General features: G+C 62.3%; 27 protein-coding genes and 1 tRNA gene. 7 read left to right on the top strand and 21 right to left on the bottom strand.

Annotated features, from left to right (window positions below; all coding sequences use genetic code 11):
• Nucleotides 1–2: 2 nt before the first annotated feature.
• From AAXE93_RS11195 to AAXE93_RS11160, 8 genes are all read right to left on the bottom strand, one after another.
• Entirely contained in the window at nucleotides 3–458 is a 456-nt protein-coding gene (locus AAXE93_RS11195; protein ID WP_390130806.1) for an N-acetyltransferase, read from the bottom strand.
• A 6-nt stretch (nucleotides 459–464) separates the two neighbouring features.
• Complete coding sequence (gene ppc, locus AAXE93_RS11190; protein WP_390130804.1) at nucleotides 465–3,458, bottom strand: phosphoenolpyruvate carboxylase; 2,994 nt, start codon at nucleotides 3,456–3,458, stop codon at nucleotides 465–467.
• Nucleotides 3,459–3,490: 32 nt separating this feature from the next.
• On the bottom strand, nucleotides 3,491–4,633 hold the full coding sequence (gene gshA / locus AAXE93_RS11185) for a glutamate--cysteine ligase (RefSeq protein ID WP_390130802.1): 1,143 nt from the start codon (nucleotides 4,631–4,633) through the stop codon (nucleotides 3,491–3,493).
• Entirely contained in the window at nucleotides 4,630–6,147 is a 1,518-nt protein-coding gene (locus AAXE93_RS11180) for an anthranilate synthase component I family protein (protein WP_390130800.1), read from the bottom strand. Before AAXE93_RS11180 ends, gshA begins: the two co-directional genes overlap by 4 nt.
• 60 nt (nucleotides 6,148–6,207) lie before the next feature.
• Entirely contained in the window at nucleotides 6,208–6,639 is a 432-nt protein-coding gene (locus tag AAXE93_RS11175; protein WP_011363412.1) for a photosystem I reaction center subunit II PsaD, read from the bottom strand.
• Between the two features lie 102 nt (nucleotides 6,640–6,741).
• Entirely contained in the window at nucleotides 6,742–8,091 is a 1,350-nt protein-coding gene (locus AAXE93_RS11170; protein ID WP_390130798.1) for a sensor histidine kinase, read from the bottom strand.
• Nucleotides 8,088–9,326 carry a rod shape-determining protein RodA gene (gene rodA, locus AAXE93_RS11165; protein ID WP_390130796.1) on the bottom strand — a complete coding sequence of 413 codons (1,239 nt, stop codon included), beginning with the start codon at nucleotides 9,324–9,326 and terminating at the stop codon, nucleotides 8,088–8,090. Before rodA ends, AAXE93_RS11170 begins: the two co-directional genes overlap by 4 nt.
• Before the next feature lie 2 nt (nucleotides 9,327–9,328).
• Nucleotides 9,329–10,405, bottom strand: a complete 1,077-nt coding sequence (locus AAXE93_RS11160) for a P-loop NTPase (RefSeq protein WP_390130794.1) — start codon at nucleotides 10,403–10,405, stop codon at nucleotides 9,329–9,331.
• A gap of 115 nt (nucleotides 10,406–10,520) precedes the next feature.
• Between AAXE93_RS11160 and hemF the strand changes: the two genes are divergently transcribed.
• A complete protein-coding gene (gene hemF / locus AAXE93_RS11155; RefSeq protein WP_390130792.1) occupies nucleotides 10,521–11,609 on the top strand; it encodes an oxygen-dependent coproporphyrinogen oxidase in 1,089 nt (362 codons plus the stop codon).
• Here the strand turns inward: hemF and AAXE93_RS11150 are convergent.
• From AAXE93_RS11150 to AAXE93_RS11140, 3 genes are read right to left on the bottom strand one after another with little or no spacing between them, the layout of a single operon-like run.
• Entirely contained in the window at nucleotides 11,606–12,439 is an 834-nt protein-coding gene (locus tag AAXE93_RS11150) for an N-acetylmuramoyl-L-alanine amidase (RefSeq protein ID WP_390130790.1), read from the bottom strand. The genes hemF and AAXE93_RS11150 overlap by 4 nt on opposite strands.
• Before the next feature lie 3 nt (nucleotides 12,440–12,442).
• Nucleotides 12,443–12,997 (bottom strand): cofactor assembly of complex C subunit B, encoded by a 555-nt coding sequence (locus AAXE93_RS11145; RefSeq protein WP_390130788.1) that lies wholly within the window; start codon nucleotides 12,995–12,997, stop codon nucleotides 12,443–12,445.
• 50 nt (nucleotides 12,998–13,047) lie between these two features.
• Nucleotides 13,048–13,431, bottom strand: coding sequence for a Pex protein (locus AAXE93_RS11140; protein WP_390130786.1), 384 nt, complete (start codon nucleotides 13,429–13,431; stop codon nucleotides 13,048–13,050).
• Nucleotides 13,432–13,546: 115 nt separating this feature from the next.
• On the opposite strand from AAXE93_RS11140, the gene AAXE93_RS11135 reads away from it, so the two are divergent.
• On the top strand, nucleotides 13,547–14,191 hold the full coding sequence (locus tag AAXE93_RS11135) for a ribonuclease D (protein ID WP_390130784.1): 645 nt from the start codon (nucleotides 13,547–13,549) through the stop codon (nucleotides 14,189–14,191).
• A 9-nt stretch (nucleotides 14,192–14,200) separates the two neighbouring features.
• On the opposite strand, the gene AAXE93_RS11130 is transcribed toward AAXE93_RS11135, so the two are convergent.
• Both AAXE93_RS11130 and AAXE93_RS11125 read right to left on the bottom strand, forming a co-directional pair.
• Nucleotides 14,201–14,458, bottom strand: a complete 258-nt coding sequence (locus AAXE93_RS11130; protein ID WP_390130782.1) for a hypothetical protein — start codon at nucleotides 14,456–14,458, stop codon at nucleotides 14,201–14,203.
• A gap of 19 nt (nucleotides 14,459–14,477) precedes the next feature.
• Nucleotides 14,478–15,698, bottom strand: a complete 1,221-nt coding sequence (locus AAXE93_RS11125) for a lipid-A-disaccharide synthase-related protein (RefSeq protein ID WP_390130929.1) — start codon at nucleotides 15,696–15,698, stop codon at nucleotides 14,478–14,480.
• Nucleotides 15,699–15,752: 54 nt separating this feature from the next.
• On the opposite strand from AAXE93_RS11125, the gene AAXE93_RS11120 reads away from it, so the two are divergent.
• A tRNA-Cys gene (locus AAXE93_RS11120) sits at nucleotides 15,753–15,823 on the top strand.
• Between the two features lie 11 nt (nucleotides 15,824–15,834).
• Here AAXE93_RS11120 and AAXE93_RS11115 read toward each other — a convergent pair.
• Both AAXE93_RS11115 and AAXE93_RS11110 read right to left on the bottom strand, forming a co-directional pair.
• Nucleotides 15,835–16,308, bottom strand: a complete 474-nt coding sequence (locus AAXE93_RS11115; protein ID WP_390130780.1) for a hypothetical protein — start codon at nucleotides 16,306–16,308, stop codon at nucleotides 15,835–15,837.
• Entirely contained in the window at nucleotides 16,308–16,466 is a 159-nt protein-coding gene (locus AAXE93_RS11110) for a hypothetical protein (protein WP_170950470.1), read from the bottom strand. Before AAXE93_RS11110 ends, AAXE93_RS11115 begins: the two co-directional genes overlap by 1 nt.
• Between AAXE93_RS11110 and AAXE93_RS11105 the strand changes: the two genes are divergently transcribed.
• Entirely contained in the window at nucleotides 16,465–17,481 is a 1,017-nt protein-coding gene (locus tag AAXE93_RS11105) for an aldo/keto reductase (RefSeq protein WP_390130778.1), read from the top strand. The two genes, AAXE93_RS11110 and AAXE93_RS11105, sit on opposite strands and share 2 nt — an antisense overlap.
• Nucleotides 17,482–17,490: 9 nt before the next feature.
• Here AAXE93_RS11105 and AAXE93_RS11100 read toward each other — a convergent pair whose 3' ends face one another.
• Nucleotides 17,491–18,123 (bottom strand): histidine phosphotransferase, encoded by a 633-nt coding sequence (locus tag AAXE93_RS11100; protein ID WP_390130776.1) that lies wholly within the window; start codon nucleotides 18,121–18,123, stop codon nucleotides 17,491–17,493.
• A 117-nt stretch (nucleotides 18,124–18,240) separates the two neighbouring features.
• Nucleotides 18,241–19,278, bottom strand: coding sequence for a phosphoribosylformylglycinamidine cyclo-ligase (gene purM, locus AAXE93_RS11095; RefSeq protein WP_390130927.1), 1,038 nt, complete (start codon nucleotides 19,276–19,278; stop codon nucleotides 18,241–18,243).
• Between the two features lie 42 nt (nucleotides 19,279–19,320).
• Here purM and AAXE93_RS11090 point away from each other — a divergent pair, with 42 nt between their 5' ends.
• The 3 genes from AAXE93_RS11090 to AAXE93_RS11080 are packed head-to-tail and all read left to right on the top strand — an operon-like array spanning nucleotide 19,321 to nucleotide 21,653.
• Nucleotides 19,321–19,539 carry a hypothetical protein gene (locus tag AAXE93_RS11090; RefSeq protein WP_390130774.1) on the top strand — a complete coding sequence of 73 codons (219 nt, stop codon included), beginning with the start codon at nucleotides 19,321–19,323 and terminating at the stop codon, nucleotides 19,537–19,539.
• Between the two features lie 60 nt (nucleotides 19,540–19,599).
• Nucleotides 19,600–20,139: a septal ring lytic transglycosylase RlpA family protein gene (locus AAXE93_RS11085; protein ID WP_390130772.1), complete on the top strand. Its 540-nt coding sequence runs from the start codon at nucleotides 19,600–19,602 to the stop codon at nucleotides 20,137–20,139.
• Nucleotides 20,136–21,653 carry a bifunctional pantoate--beta-alanine ligase/(d)CMP kinase gene (locus AAXE93_RS11080; protein WP_390130925.1) on the top strand — a complete coding sequence of 506 codons (1,518 nt, stop codon included), beginning with the start codon at nucleotides 20,136–20,138 and terminating at the stop codon, nucleotides 21,651–21,653. Before AAXE93_RS11085 ends, AAXE93_RS11080 begins: the two co-directional genes overlap by 4 nt.
• On the opposite strand, the gene AAXE93_RS11075 is transcribed toward AAXE93_RS11080, so the two are convergent.
• Genes AAXE93_RS11075 through AAXE93_RS11060 form a run of 4 tightly spaced genes read right to left on the bottom strand, consistent with a single transcriptional unit; the run spans nucleotide 21,637 to nucleotide 24,111 of the window.
• Nucleotides 21,637–22,116, bottom strand: coding sequence for a low molecular weight protein-tyrosine-phosphatase (locus AAXE93_RS11075; protein WP_390130770.1), 480 nt, complete (start codon nucleotides 22,114–22,116; stop codon nucleotides 21,637–21,639). The two genes, AAXE93_RS11080 and AAXE93_RS11075, sit on opposite strands and share 17 nt — an antisense overlap.
• Nucleotides 22,113–22,745 carry a HEAT repeat domain-containing protein gene (locus AAXE93_RS11070; protein ID WP_390130768.1) on the bottom strand — a complete coding sequence of 211 codons (633 nt, stop codon included), beginning with the start codon at nucleotides 22,743–22,745 and terminating at the stop codon, nucleotides 22,113–22,115. Before AAXE93_RS11070 ends, AAXE93_RS11075 begins: the two co-directional genes overlap by 4 nt.
• Nucleotides 22,745–23,518: a HEAT repeat domain-containing protein gene (locus AAXE93_RS11065; RefSeq protein ID WP_390130766.1), complete on the bottom strand. Its 774-nt coding sequence runs from the start codon at nucleotides 23,516–23,518 to the stop codon at nucleotides 22,745–22,747. Before AAXE93_RS11065 ends, AAXE93_RS11070 begins: the two co-directional genes overlap by 1 nt.
• Nucleotides 23,518–24,111, bottom strand: coding sequence for a chromophore lyase CpcT/CpeT (locus AAXE93_RS11060; protein ID WP_390130764.1), 594 nt, complete (start codon nucleotides 24,109–24,111; stop codon nucleotides 23,518–23,520). The genes AAXE93_RS11065 and AAXE93_RS11060 overlap by 1 nt, the downstream gene beginning before the upstream one ends.
• Nucleotides 24,112–24,154: the final 43 nt, after the last annotated feature.

Below are 24,154 nucleotides of genomic sequence, written 5' to 3'. Positions count from 1 at the left end.
TCTCAGCTCAGGTTGAGGCCCATGGCGCGAATGCCATTGGGATCAATCAAGAATCCCTGCTGCTTGAGAGCTTCCAGCGCATCCGCAGGGGCCGATATTGAAAGGCTGCAGCCCGGCAGATCCCGGCGCAGAATCTGCAGGGCCCGGTGCACCAGAACAGCGAAAAGGGCCCCTTGGTTCGGCCCTGGTTTGGCGGCCAGGTTCCAAAGATTGGCGTTGAGGGCGAGATCACTGGTGGCCCGCACAAATCCGATCAGCTCCCCTGTTGATTCCTCCAGGATGCTGATTTGCCACAAGCTGCGCTGAAGGGCGAGCTCCCAGCGTTCCTCAGGGTGGGTTGATTCCCCGCAGGAAATCAGCAACGTGTTGAGCTGTTGTGAGGTGGGAGGGGTAGATGTTTCGAGTCGCGTTCCCTCGGGTAAGGGTGGAATCGAGGGTTGTTGAAGGAACGACAGCACTGTGGATCAGCCGGTGTTGCGCATGCCGGCTGCAATGCCGTTGAGGGTGAGCAAGGCTCCCCGCAGCAGTTCACTGCGGCTGTAGGTGCGGGTGTCCTCGGGGGCGCCTGGCGTCTCACTCATGGGCGGTTGCCGGTTCTGATCCCGCAGTCGCTTCAACAGCGCAACCTGCAGGAAGCCCAGGGGAACGATGGTGCGGTTGCGCAGATCAACCGACAGCTGAAGCCCTTGATCAGCGCCCAGCAGTCTGTTTTGGCCCGTGATTTCAAGAACCAGTTTTCGGGTGAGTTCGTATTCCTTGGCGATTACCTCGAAGATCGCTTCAAAGGCCTCCCGCTGTTCCGGGTGCCCCAGGCTGTTCATGTAGTGATGGGCCAGATCGAGATCCACCTTGGAGAGGGTCATTTCCACCTTGGAAATGAGCATTCGGAAGAACGGCCAACGTTGATGGAGGCGCCGCAGCAGGTCGAGCTGTTCGGCGTCGCCGCCCACTTCTTCCGAGAGCGCCGTGCCGAAGCCAAACCAGCTCGGCAAAAGGAACCGACTCTGGGTCCAGCCGAAGACCCAGGGAATGGCCCGCAGGCTGGAGAGGTCCTTGGCACCGGTTTTGCGTCGGGCTGGTCGACTGGAGATCTGCAGCTTGCTGATTTCCTCGATCGGTGTGACCTGCTGAAAAAACGCCACCAGATCAGGATTGTCGTGAACCAGAGCCCGGTAATGGTCCCGTGAGCGGGTGGCTAGGCGACTCATCAGCTGGTTCCAGCTGGGTGTCGCATCAAGCTGGTTGGTCACCAGGCTGTTCTGCACCACGGCGGTGGTGACGGTCTCCAGGTTGTAGAGCGCCAACTCGGGCAGGCTGTACTTCGAGGCCAGCACTTCGCCCTGTTCGGTGATTTTGATCCGGCCCTGGAGTGTGCCGCTGGGTTGGGCCAGGATCGCCTGATAGGCCGGCCCGCCACCACGACTGACGGATCCACCGCGGCCGTGGAAGAGGCGAAGCGCCACGTCCTGGCGGCTGGCGAGTTCCTGAAGGGCGATCTGGGCCTGATGAATCTCCCAGTTGCTGGAGAGGAAGCCGGAATCCTTGTTGCTGTCGGAGTAGCCCAGCATCAGCTCCTGCAGCGGCTGCTTTTGCTGCCCCACAACGGGGAGGAGTTCGCGGTAAAGCGGCGTCTTGAACAGACCCTCCATCACCTCAGGGGCCCGTTGGAGATCCTCCACGGTTTCGAACAGCGGCACCACCAACAGGGAGGCCCGTTTGTTGGGCGGGTCTACGAGACCAGCCTCCTTGGCCAGCAGCAGGACCTCCAAGAGATCCGATGCCGTGTGGCTCATGGAGATCACGTAGGAGTTGCAGATCCGCGGACCGAACTCCTCCTGGAGGCGCTGCAGCATTCGGAACACCGCCAGTGTCTCGGCCGTCGCTGCCGACCAGCTGGCAGCAGGAGGGATCAGGGGCCGACGGGTCTGCAGTTCCTGCAGGAGCCATGCCATCCGCTCCGTCTCATCCATCTCCCCATAGGCCTGGGGCAGTTCAAGGCTGCGGGTGAGCTCGTCGATGGCATCGCTGTGGCGGGTGCTTTCCTGACGGATGTCCAGGCTGGCCAGTGAGAACCCGAAGATGTGCACCTGGTGCAGCAGGGTGTCGAGATGTTCGCAGCTCAGTTCGGTGCTGACGAGGCTGTTGCGCACCAACTCCAGATCACTGCGGAACTGGTCCACCGAGGTGTAGTGGAGAACTTCAGCGTTACCGAGCCCATCCTTGGGATCGGCCAGCGCCTCACAGGGCATCTGCCAGCCCGCTTCCGACAGTTGGTTGTTGCGGGCGAGGGTGCGCTCTAGTTTTTCGAGGACATAACAGAGCTTCAGGCGGTAGGGCTCCAGTCGGTATCGCGCTGCTCTGCGCTCGTAGATCTCCGGGAACCGGAGCCGATCCATTTCGAGCGACTCCAGCAGTGATGGAGCCACCTGACTCCACTGCATGGAGATGCTCAGCTGCTGGCGGAGCGACTGCACAGAACTGATGTAGAGCTCCAGCATCAGCTGTCGCTGGTAACAGGCGGTTCGCCAGGTGATCTCGGGTGTGACCGAAGGATTGCCGTCTCGATCAGAACCCACCCAGGAGCCGAAGGTGCAGAACGACGCCTGGGGCACCTGGACATCGGGGTAGTGGCGATGCAGGGCGGAGATCAGCCTTCTGCGCAGTTGCGGCATTGCGTCAAACAACACCTGCTGGAAGTAGTGCAGGGTTGAATCCACCTCGTCGATAACGGTGGGCTTGAACTGGTGGAGTTCATCGGTGCGCCACCACAGGCGGATTTCCTCCTCCAGTTGGTCGCGGCAGTCCTCCCGCAGCTGATGCGCCAGAGGGGCGTCGGATTGAAGTTGCTGGAGCAGGTTGGCCACCCGCCTCTGCTTGTGCCGCACCGTGTGCCGCACGATCTCCGTCGGGTGCGCGGTGAAGACAAGCCGGATGTCCAGCTCCCGCAGCAGTTGTTCCACCTGCGCGGGGGGAACGTTCATCCGCCGCAGCCGCTCGAACACCTCTCCAAAGGTGGCTGGATCAGTCTGGTTGGCGAGGGGCGGAGCGAAGGGATCAAAGGCGTCCCGTTGGGCCGCGTCAGCGCTGGAATTGGGTCTCAGGCTGTCGAGATAACTGTCTTCCTCGATCCGTTGCTCAAGGATGTTGATGAGCTGGAAATACAGCGAAAAGGCACGGGCGGCCGAGATGGCCTCCGAAAGGTCCATGGCCTTGATCAGCTCGACGATCGCCTCGCTCGTGCTGTCGCCATCTCGCCCTCCCATCGAAACGGGGTCGCTGAGTTGTTTGAGCCTCAGCAGGCGTTCGCTCTGCTCCGGTGGGCACTCGCTGCGCAGCACCGACTTCCAGAGGTCTTCAATCAGGTCCAGCCGGTGTTGAAGAAGCTGTCCTGCACCGGATCCGCCACCGCTCAAGCGTGCAGTCTCTTGCTCGGAGACAGGGGTGGTGGACTCGGGCATGAAGTCTCCACGCTGCGACGAACTCGACATGATCATCCCAAACAGGCTTCCCCGGTGGAGATCCGTTCCTCCTCCTCCATCCGCTGGATACCTTCCTGAAGCAGGTTTTCGATGGATTGCCCCTGGCCATGGGCCGCTTCCCAGCGCATGGCCTGGTTGCCATCAACAAGCAGGGAATCCAAGGGCTTCAAGCAGGCGCTGAGCTGGAGCGATTCGGCCAGGGGCGTGAGCTGATCAATCAGCTCCAGCAGCCAGTCTTTGCAGTTGATGACACGGCCGTCCTGCCAATGCCTGAGTTCAGCATTCAGGCTGGATCGGGCCACGGCGGCGTCGTTGCTGTCGGCGAGCTGGACCAGTTCAGCGGCGCTTAGCGAACTGCTGCTGAGTGGATCGAGGCTTTCGATGTTGTTTTTGAGGGCCAGCAGCCGCAGCTCCAGCAGACAGGTGATCGCCAGCAGCTGATCGGGATTGGTGACCAGATCACAGATCCTTAATTCCAACCGGTTGAGGTCGTAGGGGCGCCGCGGACCATTGGGCCGAACCGACGTCCACAGGTGACGCTCGTTGCGCATGGCACCCGTGGCCAGCTGCTCCTCCACCCACTCGATGTAGTTCTGGTGATCCCTAAAGAGAGGAACTGCAGCGGGCGTGAGCGGGAATTGATGCCATCGCTGGGAGTGGTGGCTGGTGCTCTGCCCATCCAGGAAGGGAGAACTTGCACTCAGGGCAAGCAGCAGAGCCGCTTCGCAGCGCACGAGCCGCACTGCTGCAAACAACCAGTTGAGATCGGTGATCCCGAGGTTGATATGGATGCTGGCTGTCACGACCCTGGTGCCGTACAGCTGTTCAATCAGCGCGTGATAAGCGTTTTCAGGGTCGGAGCGTTCGAATCGGCTGCTGTCACCCAGGCTCATGGTGCTGCCGGGGAGAAGCGTCAGCTCCCGCTTCTGCAGCCACTGACGCAGCGTGCGACGGGGAGCGAGCAGCGCCTCGGGCAGTTCGGCGTAATCCCGGATCGGGTCGGTGATGTATTCGAGGTTGCGACGGTCCGGTTCCGTCACGAAGCCAGGTAGGTCCCTGGCCACCTCGGGTGCGACGCCCACGTTGGCTCCGTTGCTTCGACCGGTGAACAGTTCAACCTCGAAGCCTTTCAGCAGAAGGGGGTGCGCTGTCATCCCGGCGGATTCAGGCACGCCAGTGATGTGAGCATTCCCCGGGCTTTGTTGAGGGTCTCCTCAAACTCCGCCGTCGGCTGTGAATCGGCCACAACGCCGGCCCCGGCCTGCACTTTCACCCGGCATCCCCCGCCATCACGGGGTTGCACCACCATGGTGCGGATCGTGATCGCCGTGTTGAGGGCCCCGGCCAGATCAACGGATCCGTACACCCCGGAATAGGGCCCTCGGGCATCGGGCTCCAGCTCGTGGATGAGTTGCATCGCCCGGATTTTCGGTGCGCCGCTCACGGTGCCGGCGGGGAACGCCGCCATCAGCAGATCCCACACGTCGTGCGTTGGGCCCAGGCGTCCTTCGACTTGGCTGACGATGTGCATCACGTGGGAGTAGCGCTCGATCACCATCAGGTCCTGCACCGCAACGCTTCCGGGCTGACAGACCCTGCCGAGGTCATTGCGGCCCAGATCAACAAGCATCACGTGCTCAGCCCTTTCCTTGGGGTCGGCCAGTAAGTCAGCTTCAAGTTCGCGGTCTTCCAGGGGCGTGGCGCCGCGCGGCCGTGTTCCGGCGATGGGGCGAAGGCTGGCGTGGATGCCATCAGCAGCGGGTTCGGCTTGAACCATCACCTCCGGACTGGATCCAATCAGTTGCCAGTCCCCAAAGTCGAAGAACGCCATATATGGGGAAGGATTCACCATCCGCAAACTGCGGTACAGCTCCAGGGGCGATTGAGGTACTTCGGTTTCCAGGCGCTGACTGATCACCAGTTGGAACACATCGCCAGCTGCGATGTGTTCCTTGGCGGTGTCGACGGCGGCTTCGAATTCATTGCGGCTGCGGTTGGAGCACACCGCGGGAAGCTCTTTGCTTCTCGCGTCCCAGGTGAGTGGTATGACGGCCGGCAGAGGTGCGTCCATCCGCTGGCGTAGGACCTCAATCCGTCCGATTGCGGTTTGCCAGGCCTGCTCCTCATCCGCTCCGTTGGAGAGGTCGCCAAAGGCGACAGCGGTGATTTGTCGTTTCACCTGATCAAAGATCAGGATCGCGTCCATCAACATCCAGATCCCATCCGGGGGATCCGCAGCGGCGCGGGGATGAACGGCGACGGTGGGTTCGATCCACTGGATCAGTTCGTAACCCCAAACGCCATAGAGCTGCCCAAGCGGAGGGAGGCCCGGCAGGTTGACGCAGGAGTACGGCGCCAGGCAGTCGCGCAGGGATTCGAATGGATTCCCGTTGAAGGTCTCTTCACGACCATCTCGCCAGGTGCGCGTCAGACGATCGTTGCGCGCTGATGCCGTCCAGAGAGGGTCGCAGGCGATCACGCTCCAACGCCCCAAGGTTTCACCACCCTCGACGGACTCCAGCAGCACGCCTGGAGGCCTTCCGTCACCCACCTTGATCCAGGTGGTGAGGGGGGTTTCAAGATCTGCGGGCCAACTCTGAGCCAGAGGAATCAGGTTGGCACCACTGCAAACAGCCTGATGAAAGGCGTCGCGATCGGGACTGAACATGACCTGATCATCGCAGCCGGGACCCGGAGATCATGACCTCCGGGCGTCGGTTTTGAGAGATCAGGCGTCGAAGGTGTTGCGGCCGCTGAACTTGATGTTGGCCGGGTTGACGTTCTGGCCAATGCGACGGGGGTTGTGGCCCACCATGGGACGTCCTTCGTTCACCTTTTCGGAAAACACACCATCCTTGGGATGCAGGAACTCGGTGTCGCCACCGGGGTAGATCCGGTAAATCTTGTAGTCCTCGATCCGGGGCTTGAATTTCGTGCGCAGCTGGGTGCCGAGGGCGAGGCACTGTTCCTTGCGAGCGAAATACATCAGGTTTTCACCTGAGTTCATCAGAGCGGCGCCACCGGTGGGCAGCTCAAAAGCCTGCTCTGTCTTGCTGGTCCAGGTGATTGCGTATTTCTCTTCAGTCTCCGCTGAATTCAGAAGGCCGCCAGTGCTGGCGATGTGTTGGGGAAGTTGACCGTTCAACGCCGTTGCTGCCATGGCTGAAAGAATCCACAAGAGCCGTTATGGCTGGAAAGTAGCACCGTCATTGGGGCCTGTTTTGAGCTCCGACAGCAAGCTTCACACCCGTCAACAAACCCATCACTCTCCGGGCGTATGCACCGGGAAAAAAACGGTGATGTCGCGGTCGCGCCTTGGCTGATAGCGGCCTCCCAGGCTGGCCATCATCTGGCGGGTCGCATCCTGGCTTAACTGCAGGCTTCCGGTGCTGGGATCCCAGCTCAGGACGGTGCCCACGTCTTCGCGTTGGGGAGACGGGCCGGCCTCCGCGGCCTGGCTCCTGTCGGGATGCTCCACATGCAGCTGAAGCTTCACCCGTGGACCCGCTGCCTGGAGGTGAAGCGTGAGTTGACTGCCAGAGGGGAGCCCCCTGATGCTGCGGTCGATCAGACCCCCCAGCATCGGTTCCAGTCGACGGGAGTCACTGAGGATCGCCGGCAGGTCAGCGCTGAGATCTAGCTGCAGGGCGATCCCGCGACGGTTCAGCTGCTCCGTCCAGTTGGGTGCAAGGGCGCTCAGCATGGCCTGCAAATCCGTGCGGGCCAGATTGGCCTCGTTGGGCTCCCGTTGCAGTTCAGCGGCATGGAAGATCAGGCCAAATCGATCGATCTGCTCGCTGCATTCCACATCGATCTGCCGCAAGCGATTCACAACGACATCAGCCAGATCCTTCCGCCGCAGCAGAGAGCGGATCAGTGTTCGGATCGTGGCCAGCGGGGTGCGCACCTCATGGGTGATCGCTTCCAGCAAAGTCAGATCTCCATGGCTGGGCGCTTCCGGTGGGCGTTCAGCCTGGATGGGCTGCAGCATCAGCCCGGGGGCTGTGCCGGTGAGCCGCTCCGTGAGGCGGGGCCAAAACTGTTCTGACCAGGCTGCATTGCTCTGTAGGGAGCCGATCGATTCGAGCGCTTTGCGCAGCTGCTCGGCCTGCGCTGGTGATTGGTGCTCCAGCCGTCCCCCCAGCTGCACCAGTACATCACTGAGCGTTGCCGGGTCGCATCGCATCAGCAGCTGCCGCTTCTGGGGCGGCCCATGCAGGGCAAGGGCCACCTGGACCTCGGGTGTGATCACCAGCAGCAGTGGGTCATCTCCGTCGTTGGGGCCCAGGGACAAGCGTTGGAATCCCCGCAGGGAACCGGACTCATCGCTGCTGGACCGTCCCGGCAGTGCCGTTGGATGCGGACTCAGTTGATCCAGTTGATCTGGAGCCCACACCCATCCCTGCAGATGTTTCAGTAATTCCGGTTCGTAGAGAGCTGGCAGGGGGGCAGCCAGCCAGATGCCGCGTTCCAGGCCTCGCTCAAGCAGGTCCTGTTGCAGGGTTTCCAGGGCCGCCCACCAAAGCCGACGCACACCAATCTCATCGCAGCGGCCTTGGGGCACGTCCTGTGCCAGCCGTTGCCGCAGGTCGGTGAAGGAGGGGCCGGTCAACGGAGGTGCGCCAAGGAGCGACGGCTTTGCCGGACCACCGACAGGCAGAGGCCGAGCGATATGAAGTTCACCACCATGGCTGAGCGCCCATAACTGAGGAAGGGCAGGGGGATTCCTGTGACGGGGCCCAAGCCGATGGTCATGAAGATGTTGACCACCACCTGGAACATCAGCATCGTGCCGATCCCGATCACCACGAGTGATTCGAAGTCGGTGCGGGCATTGCGTGCGATCTGGAGCAGCCGTGCCATCAACGCGGCAAAGCCAAGAACCACCAAAAGGCAGCCAATAAAGCCGGTTTCCTCACCCAGGGCGCTGAAGATGAAATCGGTGTGTTGTTCAGGGATGAAACGAAGCTTGGTCAGTTGTCCTTGAAGAAGACCTGTGCCCAAGACGCCGCCTGAGCCGATGCCAACGGTGCTCTGGAGCAGGTGATAGCCCCCGCCCAATGGATCCTGACTTGGGTCGAGGAACAGCACCAATCGGTCCCGTTGATAGTCCTTCAAACCATGCATCCAGAGCCATGGCGTCACAGCAGCCATGGCGCCGTGGATGGCCAGGGTTGCTGTGGCTGCCAGACGTTTCCAGGGCAAGGAGCGGTATGCGAGAACTCCCATCAGCGGGATCCAGAGGGCCATGGCCCAGGGGAGAAGGCCTGAGAGCAGGGCCGTCACCAGCGGTGACAACAACAGAATCACCCACTCGACCGGCATCCCCGACCAATAGAGCATCGTGAGCATCAGGGCGCCGAACACAAGCGATGTGCCGAGATCAGGCTGGATGAACACCAACAGCCACGGCACTGCAATCACCCCGAGCGGGCGCATCAGATCAACCGGTCGTTCCACCGGGTGTCGCGACAGGACTGCTGCCACGAGCAGGATCGCCGCGATCTTGGCGAACTCCGATGGCTGAACATGAACCCCGCCAATGCTGATCCAGCGTTGGGCGCCCAGCGCTGTGGTTCCAATCACGCGCACCGCCACCAGGCTGATCACCGTGAGGGCGTAGACGGGAACCAAAAGAGGCCGGAGACGCTGCAACGGCAGCCGTTCTAGTCCCAGCGCCAGCAGCACTCCGAAGGCCGCGGTGATCCAGTGGTGATACCAGTCGGCATAGTCCGCCTGGCGTTGGGTGCTGGCGATCAGCACCCCGGCGATGGTGATCATTCCGAGCGGAACACCCCAGAGCACCCACTCCCGGTGCGATCTGCGGCGGTCACGTCGGCTGAACATCGTCAGACGGGCTGGGTGACGGCCTTGAGCACCGCTGTCGCAAGGCCCTTGAACTCAGCGGCGCTGGCGGAGTCGCTGCGGTTGATCACGATCGGTCGCCCCGTGTCACCGCCTTCCTGCACGGGCATTTCCATGGGGATCTGAGCCAGCAGGGGTACGTCGTAATCCGCAGCGAGTTGGGCGCCGCCGCCACTGCCGAAGAGGGCGTAGCGGCAGTCGGGACGGTCCGGAGGAATGAAGGCGCTCATGTTCTCCACCACGCCCAGAACGGGAATGCCCATCTGCCGGAACATGGCGAGCCCCCGTCGCGCATCCTGCAGCGAGACCTGTTGTGGGGTGGTCACGATCACAACGCCCGCCATCGGCACTGCCTGGGCCAGGGAGAGCTGTGCATCACCGGTGCCCGGCGGCAGATCAACGATGAGAACGTCCCGCTCACCCCATTCGGCCTGATACAGGAACTGCCGAATGATGCCGTTGAGCATCGGGCCGCGCCAGATCACAGGCTGGTGATCGTCGATCAGCAGACCCATCGACACCATGGCGATGCCGCAGGTCTCGATCGGGACAATCCGCTGCTGATCGCCGCTGCCCTGCACCTCAGGTGTTTGGTCAGCGACGCCCAGCATGGTGGGTGCGTTCGGCCCGTAAATATCGGCGTCCAGAAGTCCGACCCGCAGGCCGGTCTGGGCGAGGGCGCAGGCCAGATTGACCGCGACGGTGCTTTTGCCGACGCCGCCCTTGCCGCTGCTCACGGCAATCACCTGGCGGACGCCGGGGATCGACTGGCGTTCCGCCGGCTGACCATGGCCGGCCTGGCCAATGCCCCCTTGGCTTGGCGGTTGGCCGATCTCGATCTGCACGTCGTCGATGCCGTCGAGGGCCATCAGAGCGCCCCGTGCTTCGGCCACGATGCGGTCTCGCTGGCTTTGAGCGAAGCCGGGAAGGCTGAGGCGAAACACAGCCCGCGGAGGGGTGATGCGGATCTGTTCGATCCAGCCGAGCTCCAGGGCCGTTTTGCCACTGCCGACATCTTTGACTTGCTGGAGGGCTTGGTTGGCCTGCTCGACCGGGGTCATCCGTTTCATCAAGGCAAGCCGGATCCTAGGGGCGCCGCCCGTGACAGTCCCTGACGGATGCTTGTCCAGGCCTGGGGTGAACTGGTTAGGTTTCGATGTCTTCAGTCTCTGACACATGGTCCGCTCCCTGATTCGCCGCGTCCTCCGACGCCAGGACGTGGGTGTCAGCAACGCTCCCCTTGAGCTGCCCCCCAGCGATTCCAGAGAGCGGGCCCGAGCGATGGTGATGGGGCTGCAGGATGAAATCTGTGCGGGCCTGGAAGCCCTCGACGGTGAAGGTCGCTTCGTTGAAGAGAGTTGGGTCAGACCTGAAGGGGGTGGGGGGCGCTCCCGGGTGATGCGTGAGGGCCGCGTCTTTGAACAGGGAGGCGTGAATTTCTCCGAGGTTCAAGGCGAAGAACTGCCCCCGTCGATCCTCAAACAGCGTCCTGAGGCGAAGGGGCACCCCTGGTTTGCTACGGGAACCTCGATGGTTCTGCATCCGCGCAATCCCTACATCCCGACGGTTCACCTCAATTACCGCTACTTCGAGGCTGGCCCGGTGTGGTGGTTCGGCGGCGGTGCCGATCTCACGCCCTACTACCCGTTCCTCGACGACGCCCGTCATTTCCATCGCACCCATCAGGCGGCCTGTGATTCGGTTCACCCGGATCTGCACAAGGTGTTCAAGCCCTGGTGCGATGAATATTTCTATTTGAAGCACCGTGGTGAAACCCGCGGCGTTGGCGGCATCTTTTACGACTACCAAGACGCCAACGGCACTCTCTACAAGGGTCAGGATCCCTCCGGGCCTGCGGCTCAGGTGTCAGCCCGTTTGGGAGCTCGGCCGTTGAGCTGGGAGCAGCTGTTCTCCTTGGGGCAGGCCAATGGCAGAGCCTTCCTCCCCGCCTATGCCCCCATCGTGGAGAAGCGCCACCCGATGGCCTATGGCGATCGCGAAAGGGACTTTCAGCTCTATCGCCGGGGCCGTTATGTGGAGTTCAACCTGGTCTGGGACCGCGGCACGATCTTCGGCCTGCAGACCAATGGACGCACGGAGTCGATCTTGATGTCTCTGCCTCCGCTGGTGCGTTGGGAGTACGGCTACACCGCCGAGGCTGGATCACGGGAGGCCCTGCTGACCGAACTGTTCACCAAGCCGCAGGACTGGCTCGGTGATGCCTCGCTGGATGAGCGCTGCCGCACCCATGGAGCGATCAACTAACTGACGCCTTGAACGAGCGCGTTCACCACGCGCTCGGCCAGGCAATTCACCGTGTGCTCCCTTGAGCGTGGATCCCTCAGCTTCGTCTCGAGAGGGGCCTCAAGCATGGCGATTTCAAGAATTCCGATCCCGCGCCGCGGACCGCCAAGGCCTCCGCGGAACAGGCGTGGGTAGCGCCCAAATGCCTGGGCCAGGCTTTCATCGACGACATTCAGTTCACGCACATTTGGGAGCACCGGAATCAAGCCGGAGCCGAAGCCATGGGGCCGGTAGGCATCGAAATGGATCTCCAGGACGTATTCACCACGCTCTGAAAAGACCTTGGCCTTCGACCAGTTGGTGCTGGGGTCGTCATCGTTCGCGATGCTGATTAACGGCGGGGTGTAGGCGCGGATGTTCAAGCCACGGGCTTGGCCTTGGCTCACCACAGCGGCCTGAACTTCGCGGTTCCAGAACAGCTCATCGCGAATGCCCGGTTGCATCGGCGGTCGCTTCTGTTGATCCACGGCATATCCAGGGGCTCCTGGACTAGCGGTGCCCTGGGAGTCGGCATGTCCTGCCATGACGACGATTGGCAGGTTGCTCTGCACAGGGCTTCTGCCAACCCAGCTCCCGGGTTTCTTTGTGCGTGGGCCGAGCAAGGGATCTGGCGTGGCGGGCTCAGGACAGGGGGCTGGCTGTTTCGGTGCTGGTTTTTTGCTGGGCTCGGCTGTGCCAAGCCAGTTGTGCTGTTCCGCAGCCTTGGTCATCGCCAGGGTTGCCAGTGACAGGCCTGCGATGGCAAGTCCTGAGGCAAAGCGACGCCGTCGCATCCAGGCCGGCAGACGCATGGTTTAGATGGGGGAGGAGAGCAGGGATCCGTCACTGGCGAGTTGCAGGGTCTCAGCCAGTTCCAGTTCGATGGCGATCAATTCGTCCCGATGAGCCCGCAGACGAATGGCGCTGCCGTCTCCCTCGGGAGCAGGAAGGAGTTGCAGTTCAAGGGCTTCTGTGCGAGCGGCCCGCCGTGTGTAGACAGCTCCCGCCAGAGGTCCGAGGCCGATCAGCAGCAGAGGCCACCAGTGCAGTTGGGGTGCCAGCTGACGCAGGACCAGACCGAAGCAGGCGGAGCCAGTGGCCGCCAGTAATGACAGCAACACCGCAAGGGGTTGGCTGGAGGCCACTTTCCCCTTGAAGCGGAGCACCTGGCGCTCAGCATCGCCGCCATCCCGGCTCCAGCCGCGCTCTTCCAGCCAAGTGCTGAGCCCGTCAAGCACGGTGATGGGGGGTTGGGGGGACATCACGTCCACCACTGTGGTTCGGTCTTTGCTGGCTGCACGAAGAAAGAAGACCAGACCAATCGCCAGCAGAACAGTCAGCAGGAGGGTGGATTGAAATCCTGCAGGCATGGCATCCCGGTGGTGTTCAACCTTTTTAAGCCTTGCGCCGGCTGAATCGCTTAGTTCAAGGCGAACCGGTGGGAGTCCAGCCAGCTGCGCCAGGGGGGCATCAGTCGCTCGGCTTCGCCGCGTGCATCGGATTCAAGGTGCAGCATGCGCCGCGGCCGTCCGCGGCTCGGGCAGCGTTGGGTGTAACTGCTGATCGAGCCCTGTTGCTCAAGGAACTCGAGGGCCTGTTGCAGCACGGTTTCAGAAAGCCGCAGTTGCGGCTCCTCCCGGATCAGTTTCTGCAGGAGTCCGGAGGGGTAGTTGTCGTCTTTGAGCAGGCACTCGAGGATCCAGCAGACAGCCAGCTCGAGATCGAGGAACTGCGGCGGCGGCTGATGGAAGTACTGCTCGATGTCTGCCAGACAGGTGCGCGAAGGCTTTCTGCGAGAGAACACAGGCGCGGGACGACTTCACCAATCAAAAGCGATCTCATTTCGAGATTCAAGAGGAGAGTCTTGAGACTTGCTGTGGAGGTGATTGGCCACACTGGCCCTATCCCTTCCTGAAGTCATGGCTGAGAAGTCGTCATCCCCAGCGGAATTCGCCGTCTTTGATCGCGACCTCGATGCAGCTTGGACGGAGCGCTATCTGCGGTCCCCGCGGCTTGCCGTTGATACCGAAGCGATGGGGCTGATCCATGGGCGTGATCGGCTTTGCCTGGTTCAGATCGCCGACGCCGAAGACCGTGTGGCCTGCGTCCGCATTGGCCTGGGCCAGACCGAGGCTCCGAATCTCAAGCGCCTGTTTGAGGCGCCCACGGTGGAGAAGGTGTTTCACTTCGCCCGTTTTGATGTGGCTGCGCTTGCCGCCGGTTTGGGGATCGACGTGAACCCCGTGTTCTGCACCAAGGTCGGCAGTCGGCTCGGCCGCACGTACACCCCCCGCCATGGCCTCAAGGATCTGGTGATGGAATTGGTCGGCGTCGAGCTCGACAAGGGCGCCCAGAGCAGTGACTGGGGCCGGGTGGACGAACTCACGGATGCCCAGCTGGCCTACGCCGCCAACGATGTGCGCTATCTGCTGCCAGCCCGTGAGCGCCTGGAGCAGATGTTGCGGCGGGAAGGGCGCTGGGATCTGGCGCAACGCTGCTTCCAGTGCGTTCCGGTGGTAGCCGAGCTGGATCGGCTGCGCTTTCACCAGATCTTTGAGCACTGAGGTTGGGGCTCAGTCTTCCAGCATGAAATTGCCGTCGCCTTCGCTGTTCTCGAGCAACGCGTCCAGCTGACGGGCGTGGTCACCGTTGTCCTTGTCGAGGGCGGCCAGCATGGATTCAGCCATGGCTCGCCGTCCCTCCACATCGCGATGTCCTTCTTGGGCCGCGGCTTGTTCCACCTGGCGCCGGGCACTGGCGAGGCTGATGCTCAGTCGACTCGCCAACTGGGCACAAAGTTTGACGAGGGTGGGGTCTTGAATCGCGGCCATCGCAACCAACCGAAGATCTTCAGTATCCGTTGAAGCGATCCAGGATCAGGCGTGCCAGCTGATCGCTTCCCCCTGCCGGCCCCATCCGCTGCGTCCCGATCCGTCCCAGGTGGGAGCGGAGTGCCGGGTCGGCCAGGAGGAATTCGAGCCCTCTAGTGAGCTCGGATTCATCAGAGCAGGGACGAACCGCTCCCCCCAGCAAGCGGCTCTGACGGCGGGCGAAGCCCAGCTTGAACTGCGGTCCTGGTCCCGGGAGGGACAGGGCCGGAATGCCCAGCCCCACCAGTTGCTCCGTCGCCGTTCCGGCGGTGGCGATGCCGGCTTCTGCCCAGCCGGCCCATTGGTCAAAGCAACCTCGCCCGATCAGTACCAGACAAGCTCCTTTCACCCAGCAGGCTTCGGCACCCAGTTGGTCCGAAGGCGGAAGGCTGCGTCGAAACCCCAGTTGTTCAAGGCTGTTGCTCAGGGCCTCTGCATCGGGTTGGGCGCCCACGGCCACGAGCAGTGCCATCGGCACACGGCCGGGCAGCGCCATGGCACTGCGAACCAACCGCTGCAGGTTTCGCTGGGCCTCCGGCATGCGACTTCCGCAGAGCAGGAGCACTCGGCGGCAGCGGTCCAGGGCCGATGGCAGCGGTTGGACCTGAAGGCCATCCATCATCGGATTGCCCGGCGCAAGGGCGCTCACGCCCTTGCGTTGCAAGCCTCGTGCCGTGAGCCGATCACGCATGGCCACCAGTTGACAACGGCGCGAGCGCATCAGGCGCCATTCCCAGGGATCCCACTCACTGCCTTTGAGCCGGTGGTAGCAGTCGCTCTTGGCCCGTCCGGGACCGCTGAGCCAGGTGTAGTCGCTTTTGGGAGTGCCGATGAAGCCGAAGGGGGCGCCACTGCTCCAGGCCATCAGCAGTGGCAGCAAATCACCCACGGCAACGATGGGTTGGCGCTCATGTCCCAGGCGGCGTACCAACTGCCATTGACTCCAGCTCAGGCTGGGGAGTCCAGCCCTGACGTCTGCCAGCAGACCTCTCAGGCTTTGGTTGCTGAAGCCACCACTGGGCAGGGCCGCTTTTGGCCCTAGGCGTGTCAACCATCCCTGCTGAACAGCAGCATCAAACACCCGTCCGGCACCCACCAGAGGGAGCACGGTCAGGGGGCGTCGCGGTGCGCGCCGATGCACGGCCTGGATGATCCGCAGGGTGATCAGGTCTTCGCCGTGGCCGTTGCAGAGAAACAGCAGAGAGCCAGGGGCATGGCTGATACGATCCCCTGATGGGGACAGCTGTTCCCGGGCGGCGGCATGGCCAAGTGGTAAGGCAGAGGATTGCAAATCCTTTATCCCCAGTTCGAATCTGGGTGCCGCCTTTTAATCCTCATCACAGTTGAGCCTCCGCGCTCATGCCGGCATCGTTGCGTGAGTGACTCTCGCAGCTCACGGTGTTCGCATCAATCCAGCAACGCCCCTGGGCCATACGGGTTGCAGGAAGGCCTTTGGGTAGGCCTCTGGCATCAAAGCGAACCCATGACGTGCTGAGCAGGGTTGCGCTCCAGCGGCGTGAATCCACGCTGCAGGCTGAGTTGTCGCAGCTGAGCGGACTGCCTTGATCTCCATCCAGGCTGACGAAGCTCAACTGATAGCTGCCCCCCGTTTCTTGATCATCTCCGATGAATCGAAGCCGCAGGCCACGGCTTCCGTTAGCCCTGATCTGCAGGTGCTCGCAGGCCAAAGAACGCCCACCGACGACGATGCGGCAATGCGCAGGGCTGTGCTCCAGACGGCCAAAAGCCTGGGCTGGATTAACCGTTGCTGGCACGGCAAGCAGCAGTGGCGCCATCCAGAGATGAATCATCAGTAATCGCTGTCGGCAACGCACATGCCCAGGCAGCGAATGCCATTGCTGGCGGTTCTGCGGCAGTGGTTGCAGAGAATGCGTTCCGCGTCCGCAGTCGATCCCTCCACCGCTTGATCGGTCGATCGAGCAGGTTCCTGCGCGGGGGATGCGGTCATGACGCAACGGGACGGGCTGGTGGCGATCATGGCTGGCAGCAGCATCGCCCCGTTGAACGGCATCGGTTTTGGCACCTGGGCCTGGGGCAACAAGGCGGTTTGGGGATACGACGCCCAGCGGGATGACGCTCGCCTTCGTGCCACGTTTCGTCAGGCCCTCAGCTCTGGGCTCAACTTGATCGACACGGCGGATTCCTATGGAACGGGGAGCCTGAGTGGACGCAGTGAAGCGTTGCTTGGCGACTTCATGGCCGAGTTGCCAGCCCTGCGTCGATCCCAGTTGACGGTGGCCACGAAGTTGGCCCCATTCCCCTGGCGATGGGGGCGTCGGGGCTTTGATGCCGCCTTTGAGGCCAGTCGAACGCGGCTCAAGGGGCAGCTTCGGCGGGTGCAGCTGCACTGGAGCACAGCGCGCTACGCGCCCTGGCAGGAGGCAGGCCTTCTTGATGGCTTGGCTGATCTTGTTCTGTCTGGCCGGGTTGAGGAGTTGGGCCTGTCCAACCTGGGCCCCCAACGCCTGCTGTTGATCCATCGCCGTCTGTTGGAGCGGGGCGTTTCCCTGCGCAGCGTTCAGGTGCAGTGCTCGCTCTTGGCACCTGCGGATGATCAGCTGCGCGAGTTGATTGCCGTCAGCAGGGAGCTTGGCGTGGAGGTGTTGGCCTACAGCCCTCTGGCTTTCGGCGTGCTGGGTTGTGCTCCCGGGTCTGAGGAGAGGCGTCCTGTCACCTGGTTGAGACAACGCCTGTTCCAGCGCCTGCTTCCGGCAAGTCTTGAGTTGCGCAGTGCGATGCAGGCCATCGCGATCGATCGCGGGGCATCGATGGTTCAAGTCGCTTTGAACTGGTGCAGATCTCTCGGCACAACGCCGATTCCGGGGCTGCGAACTCCAGAGCAGGCCAGGGATGTCGCCGCTGCGCTGCAGTGGTCATTGTCACCGCAGGAGTTTCAGCGGTTGGATGCGGCCCGGCTCCATTGCAGCGAGCGGATGCCCGCCAATCCCTTTCAGAGCCGCTGAGTGTTGTGCTCAGGCCTCCGAGGCGGATTCAGGGGCTGGACTCACCACCACAGGGAGGCTGTCGCCGTCATTGCGAATCGGAACGACTTTGTCCTGCGAGGGTTCCAGGCGTGTGGGGGCTGGGGCAGTGTCCTGCTGTTGGGCACAGGCGGCGAGGGCTTCCTGCAGCAAGGAATCGAAGGTCGCCCCAGGCAGTCGATGCCGGGCGACCTCCAGAAAGGTGCGCGGAAGCGATTCGCCAGCAGCGCTCCTCAGAGCGGGGTTGTTCTGGCGATGTTCCTGCTCGTCCTGAATTGCCCGGATGAACCTGCGCGTGACGTCGCGCTTGGTGGACGCCTTGATCAGGGTGTCGCGCTCCTGAGGACCATGACTGAGCTCCTGCTCCATGTCTTGAATCCGCCGCTCGAGGCTTTCCAAAACCTCCTGGGCTTCCTTGCCGATGTGAGCAAGTTGCCCATCTGAAAGGTGGGGCATGTCGGCCACGAACACCTTGCCGTGATCCCGGAGCGTGAGAAAAGTTGGTCGTGGACCCTGCCTGTAGCCCTGTTGCCTGTCCTGGCCAGAAGGCAAAGGACGCCTCGGAGGAACAGGACCTGCAGACGATCGACGACGCGTCATGCGCTGGGGCTTATCAAAAGGCATTGAAAAAAGATGTATTGACGCCGCTATCGGAAAAGGTTCCGATGTGCTTCAGGTCAGCCTATTCGATCCCTTCTGGGGCGTGGTCGACTGCTTTAAACCTGTCTGAAACTGACGTAATCAGGCGGGAACACCGTCCAGAACAGCAGCGCTGCCTGGGGTGTTGGACGTCACGTTGCCAATCACCCAAGCCCGATGGTTCTTGCCGCGGCAATGCTCGATCACAGCGGTTTCGCTCCCAGCCGGCACCACCAGGCAGAAACCGATACCGAGGTTGAACGTGTGCCAAAGGTCTCTTTCGGGAATGTCTCCGGCCTCCTGCAGCCATCGGAACAGGGGTGGTCTTGTCCAGCTGGAGGCATCGATGCGCGCAGAGCAGCCATCCGGCAGGCAGCGCGGCAGGTTTTCCGGGAGTCCTCCGCCGGTGATATGGGCCATGCCGTGGAGCTCGCATCCGCTCTGCAGCAGGTGCTGCACCAGGTCGGCATACAGGGTTGTCGGCGCCAGCAGGTCGTCGATGAGAGGGCGCTGGTCGTCGCCATACAAGGTGTTCGCATTGGCGTTGGCCTTCTCCAGCACCTTGCGCACCAGGCTGAAGCCGTTGCTGTGCACGCCGCTGCTGGCTACACCGATCACGCTGTCGCCAGGTTGGATGCGCTGGCCGTCAATGAGCTCGTCTTCTTCGACGACGGCCACACAAAAGCCGGCGAGGTCGTAGCGCCCCTTCGGGTAAAACCCCGGCATTTCGGCCGTTTCGCCGCCGAGTAGGGCGCAGCCGCTCTGCCTGCAGCCATCGGCGATTCCTTCAACGACCTCGGCCATTGCCGATGGCGCTAAGGCCCCGGTGGCCATGTAATCCAGGAAGAAGAGCGGCGCGGCTCCTGAGGTGATCACGTCGTTGACGCACATCGCCACCAGGTCGATGCCCACGCCGTGATGGCAGCCATGCTCCTGGGCCAGCTCCAGTTTGGTTCCGACGCCATCGGTGCCTGAGACCAGAAGGGGCTTGCGCAATCCGGCTGGAAGACGCATCAGCCCGCCAAAGCCGCCAAGGCCGCCGATGACCTCCGGTCGGTGGGTGGCTTCCACAGACGCCTTGATGCGTTGCACGAACGCGCGCCCGGCCTCAACGTCAACTCCAGCGCTCTTGTAATCCATGGAACGAATCCGATGCATTGATCCTGCAATGCCGCGGAACCTGTGCTGATTGGCTTGTCGGCACAGCAGCTGATTGGTTGTGCTTATCGGTTGTTCTATCTCGACTTATGCCCGGGGGCTTGCGTTCCGGTGTTGATCGGCCAGTCGGCACGCGGTTTAGCGAAAAAGGCGGGCCTGGGTGGCTGTGCCGATCGCGGTGATGGCGCCCAGTTTCTTTCCAAGAACACCCTTTTTAAGTTCAAGGCAATCTTTTTTTTGTGAAGCCTGCCAACGGCCGAGAACTGCCCGCTCAGTTCCAAGACCTTGGCCACGCCGTTCTGCATGCGAGTCCTCCTGACGTTGGCCACGCTCTCCGGAGCGATCTCAGGCAGTGCGGCCCTCCTGCCGGTCGTGGCCAGTGATTTCCTTTCGCTCAACGGTGCAGAGCACCTTGACCCTCTGGATCTGCTGGTCGAGCCCCAGGCCTCTGCGCTGCAGGCAACGCTTTCTCCAGCAGAGGTCAAACCGGTTCTTGCACCTCCTTCCCCTGAGCTCCCCAAGCCGAAGCTGAAGGTCGTGTCCGAGGTGGTGAAGGTCATCACTGGTGAGGCCAGTTGGTACGGCCCCGGTTTTTACGGCAACCTCACGGCCAACGGTGAGGTTTACAAGCGCGGCACGATGACGGCGGCCCACCGCACGCTTCCCTTTGGAACAAAAGTGCGCGTCACCAACCTCTGGAACGGGCGCACGGCCGTGATCCGCATCAACGATCGCGGACCTTTCATTGATCACCGGGTGATCGACCTGGGCCACGGCGCCGCCTCTGACCTGGGACTGACTGCCTCTGGAATTGCCCAGGTCAAGCTTGAGGTGCTCCGCTGAGCTGCGTCGTTCTCTCCACCCAGGTCGAGCTGGAACGCTTCCGGGGCAACCTCGGTGGACCTCTGCAATTCGTGCCCACCATGGGGGGGTTGCACCAGGGTCATGGTGAGCTGATCCGCCTCGCTGCGGCACGGGGTCCTGTGCTCGTGAGTGTGTTCGTTAATCCACTCCAATTCGGGCCAGCTGAAGACTTTGATCGCTACCCGCGAACCCTCGAAGCGGATCGCGATTTAGCCGAACGTTGTGGCGCCCATGCCCTTTGGGCCCCGAGTGTCGTCGCCATTTATCCAAGTGGCCTCCAGTCAGCGGTGTCGCGTTCAGCACCGGCTGACCTGCAGACCCATCTGTGTGGATCCTCCCGTCCTGGTCACTTTGATGGGGTGGTCACGGTCGTGGCGCGACTGCTGCAGCTGGTGGAGCCGTCCTGCCTTTGGCTGGGTGAGAAGGACTGGCAGCAGCTGGTGATCCTGCGCCGGCTCGTGGCCGATCTTGATCTGGGCGTGGCAGTGCAGGGCGTTCCCACCGTTCGTGAATCCGATGGTCTGGCGTTGAGTTCCCGCAACCAATACCTCTCCTCTGCTGATCGGGCTCGAGCCGCTGCTCTGCCGGCGGCACTGCGTCGTGCCGATCCCAGTGATCCTGAGAATTCGGTTCGGCAGAGCCTCGCTGAAGCAGGGCTTGGAGTGGAGTATGTAGAGAGGGTCGATCCCCGCACCCTTCAGCCCTGTGGCTCTGAAACGGCCATCTCACTGTTGGCCGCGGCGGTGCGTTGCGGGACGACCCGTTTGATTGATCACGTCTTCCTGATGACCCGCCAGCCTCTTGTTGCCATCGATGGCCCTGCCGGTGCTGGCAAAAGCACCGTGACTCGGGCCTTTGCTGAGCGGATGGGGCTGGTTTACCTCGACACCGGTGCGATGTATCGGTCGGTGACCTGGTTGGTGCAACAGAACGGTGTGGACCCCCAGGATGCGGCGTCGATTGCACCGCTGTTGAACGACCTCGACCTTCAGCTGCGGTCGCTGCCCGGTGGTGGCCAGCAGGTGTTGGTGAATGGGCAGGACGTGAGTGACGCGATTCGCTCGCCGGAGGTCACCGCGTCGGTTTCGGCAGTGGCCGCCCACCGTTGCGTCAGGCAAGCGCTGACCGCTCAACAGAAAGCGATGGGTGCGAAGGGTGGCTTGGTGGCAGAAGGCCGCGACATCGGCACCGCTGTTTTCCCGGATGCGGATCTGAAGGTGTTCCTCACGGCCACGGTGGGCGAACGGGCCCGGCGCCGGGCTCTGGATCTGGAGCAGCGGGGCTTCCCGGTGCCTGAGCGATCTGAGCTTGAAGCACAGATCGCTGAACGGGATCACCTCGACAGCACCCGTGAGGAGGCTCCTCTGGTGCAGGCGGACGATGCCGTTGAGCTCGTGACCGATGGCATGAGCATCGAGGCTGTGATCGATGCCCTGGTGGGGCAGTTCCGGTCTCGGGTGGCTGAAGAAGCCTGGCCTACGCCGGCTGGCTGAGCTCGTCGAGCAGGTTGGCGCAGGCATCCTCGAGCAGGTCGAGCACATGCTCGAAGCCCGCCTCGCCCCCGTAATAGGGATCGGGCACTTCCGTTTCAGAGAACCGGCCGGCGTAGCTGAGCATGGGCTTGATGCTGGCCGTTGATCGGGGCCCGGCTTCGCGAGCCAGTCCCTGGACGGCCGCGAGATTGTCGTCGTCCATGGTCAGCACCAGATCGAAACTCGAAAAATCGTCGAGGCTGATCTGCCTTGCTCGGCTGGGGAGGTTGATGCCGCGGCGGTTGGCGGCGGCCTGCATGCGTCGGTCTGCCGGGTTGCCCACATGCCATCCGCCCGTTCCGGCGGAATCCACCACGAACTGATCACTGAGGCCACGCTTTTCAAGCAGATGCAGGAAGACGCCTTCGGCTGCTGGTGAGCGGCAGATGTTGCCGAGGCAGACGAACAACAGTTTCTGGGTCATCCGGCATTGAGGCGTTGGAGGGCTTTCAGAGCCCGCAGCTGCACCACACTGACACCTTCCGCATCGGATGCGAGCTGGTTCAGTGCGGCCCGGCCCTGTTCGGCGAGGTGCGCTGACACAGCTGCGCTGTTCAAGCGTTGCTCGAGTCCGTAGGCCGCTGCGTAACGCACCACCCACTCGTCGTCTCGCACGGCTTTGAGCAGTCCCTCGAAACTGCGCACAAGCTGATCGTGCGCTGCGTCTTCACTGAACTCCAAGTCCGCCAGGCCACGGGTTGCGGAGCGCCGCACGCTCGGAGCGATGTCGGCCTGAAGGGCATGCTCCAGGAGGTCAAGACCCCGTGGATCCCGCAGAGCGGCAATCACCTTCACTACCCAGGCCCGTGCGCCGTAATTGCGGGCATCCAGGCTCACCAGAAGGATGGGAATGATGTCCCGTCCCAGTTGAATCAGCCCCTGTGTTGCTACGGCTGCCACCGCTGGATTGTTGAACCCCAGCACCTTGATGAGCGGTTTGGCGGCCTCAAGGTCGTTCAGTGCACAAAGGGCTTGCGTTGCTTTGACCAGCTCAGGGGTGCTGGTGGCCCGCTCGAGCGTCTGAAGAGCTTGGTCCAATGCTGTTGTGGTCATCAGAGCAGTCTGTCCATTGCGTCGAGAACGTCATCGGGGTCGTCGTTGCGTTCCGCCACCTCTCGGAGTGCAACCAGCTTGAGGCTGGGTTCCACTGCAGCCGAGCGGATCGAGGGCACGGCGGCGAGCCAGCCGGTGGCGCCAAGGTCGAGCAGCGCGCCACGGCGCACCAGGGGTTCTGGATGGTTCAGCAGCTTTTTCAGTTCCATCCCCCATTGATCAAGTCCGGTCAGCTGCAGCAATGCTCGGCAGGCCGCTGAACGGATCAAGGGCCGAGGGTGCTCCGTGAACGGGTGAATCACGGCGAGATTGCTGCTGCTGCCATCACCGATGTCACCCAGGGCTTCCAGCAGTGCTTCACAGGGTTCGTTGAGCAAGGGGGATGAGGGTTGCTCAGCTCCTGCTCCCTCCAATCCACTGGCCAGCAAGGCGCGGATGCCCTCAACAGCCCCACAGCTGCCCATGGCACCAAGCGTGCGGACCACCTCCTCTCGCACGGTGTAGTCGTTGGAGTGCAGCAGCGCCAGAAGAGGTTGTTCTGCTCTCATGTCCTTGAGCAGACCGAGAGCACGGATTGCGTTGAGAGCGACACCGCGCTGCTCTGGATCAATCGGCGTGGCATCCAGTGCTTCAAGAGCCCTGAGCAGAAGAGGGATGGCATCGGGATGCTGGCTGCGCATTTTTCCGAGCCACCAGGCGGCGTAGTACTGCGCCGAAGGGTCCTCCGTCTGGCGGAGGTTTTTGATCACCTGCGTTTCACTCAGTGGTTCCATCACACCCAGGCCGATGCCATGTCGGCTGTCCAGCTTTCAGTTCGTTTGAACCGGAACGGTCCCGCCACCGAGCCCCAGCAACGCTCATTGGTTTCCGGGTCATGACCGCGATCGAGGGTCGCAAGAGAGTCTCCCTGCAAATGAAAGCTGCTCACCAGAACGGTGTCCCTGCCATTCCGTTGCACGATGCATTTGCAGCCTGGTTCCATGGCGCCGTGGTACCCGTCTGGCTGTTCGAGCACTTGGTAGTGGCACTGATCCAGGCTGATCAGGTCGCTGTCCTGAATGGCAAGGCGCAGTTGCGGATCAAACGTGGCTCCGGCGAAGCGTTCCGGATCGCGGAAGATGTGATTCCAGAGCTTGATGGCGCCGGAGGCCTGCTCTTCAGCGCGGATCATGCGCAACCGATAGGGATGCTTGGGATCAACGGCATAGGTCTGTTCGAGCAGGATCGATCCTGGATGGAGCTGTATGAGCGGGCGATACCTCAGAAAAATGTGGGCATAGAGGGGTGGATTGTCGAAGGCTTGCTGCTGGTTGCTGTATTCGCCGCAGAGCAGGTTGAGAAAACGCCGAACGTTGGGGGTGATCACAGCGCTCTGATGGGGCCGAAAAAGAACAATAAAAAAAGCCCCC

Origin of the sequence: Synechococcus sp. HIMB2401 (assembly GCF_042883245.1) — a bacterium.
Lineage (GTDB): Bacteria > Cyanobacteriota > Cyanobacteriia > PCC-6307 > Cyanobiaceae > Parasynechococcus.
Note: the sequence above shows the minus strand (reverse complement) of the source record. Positions and strands in the feature narration are given on the sequence as shown.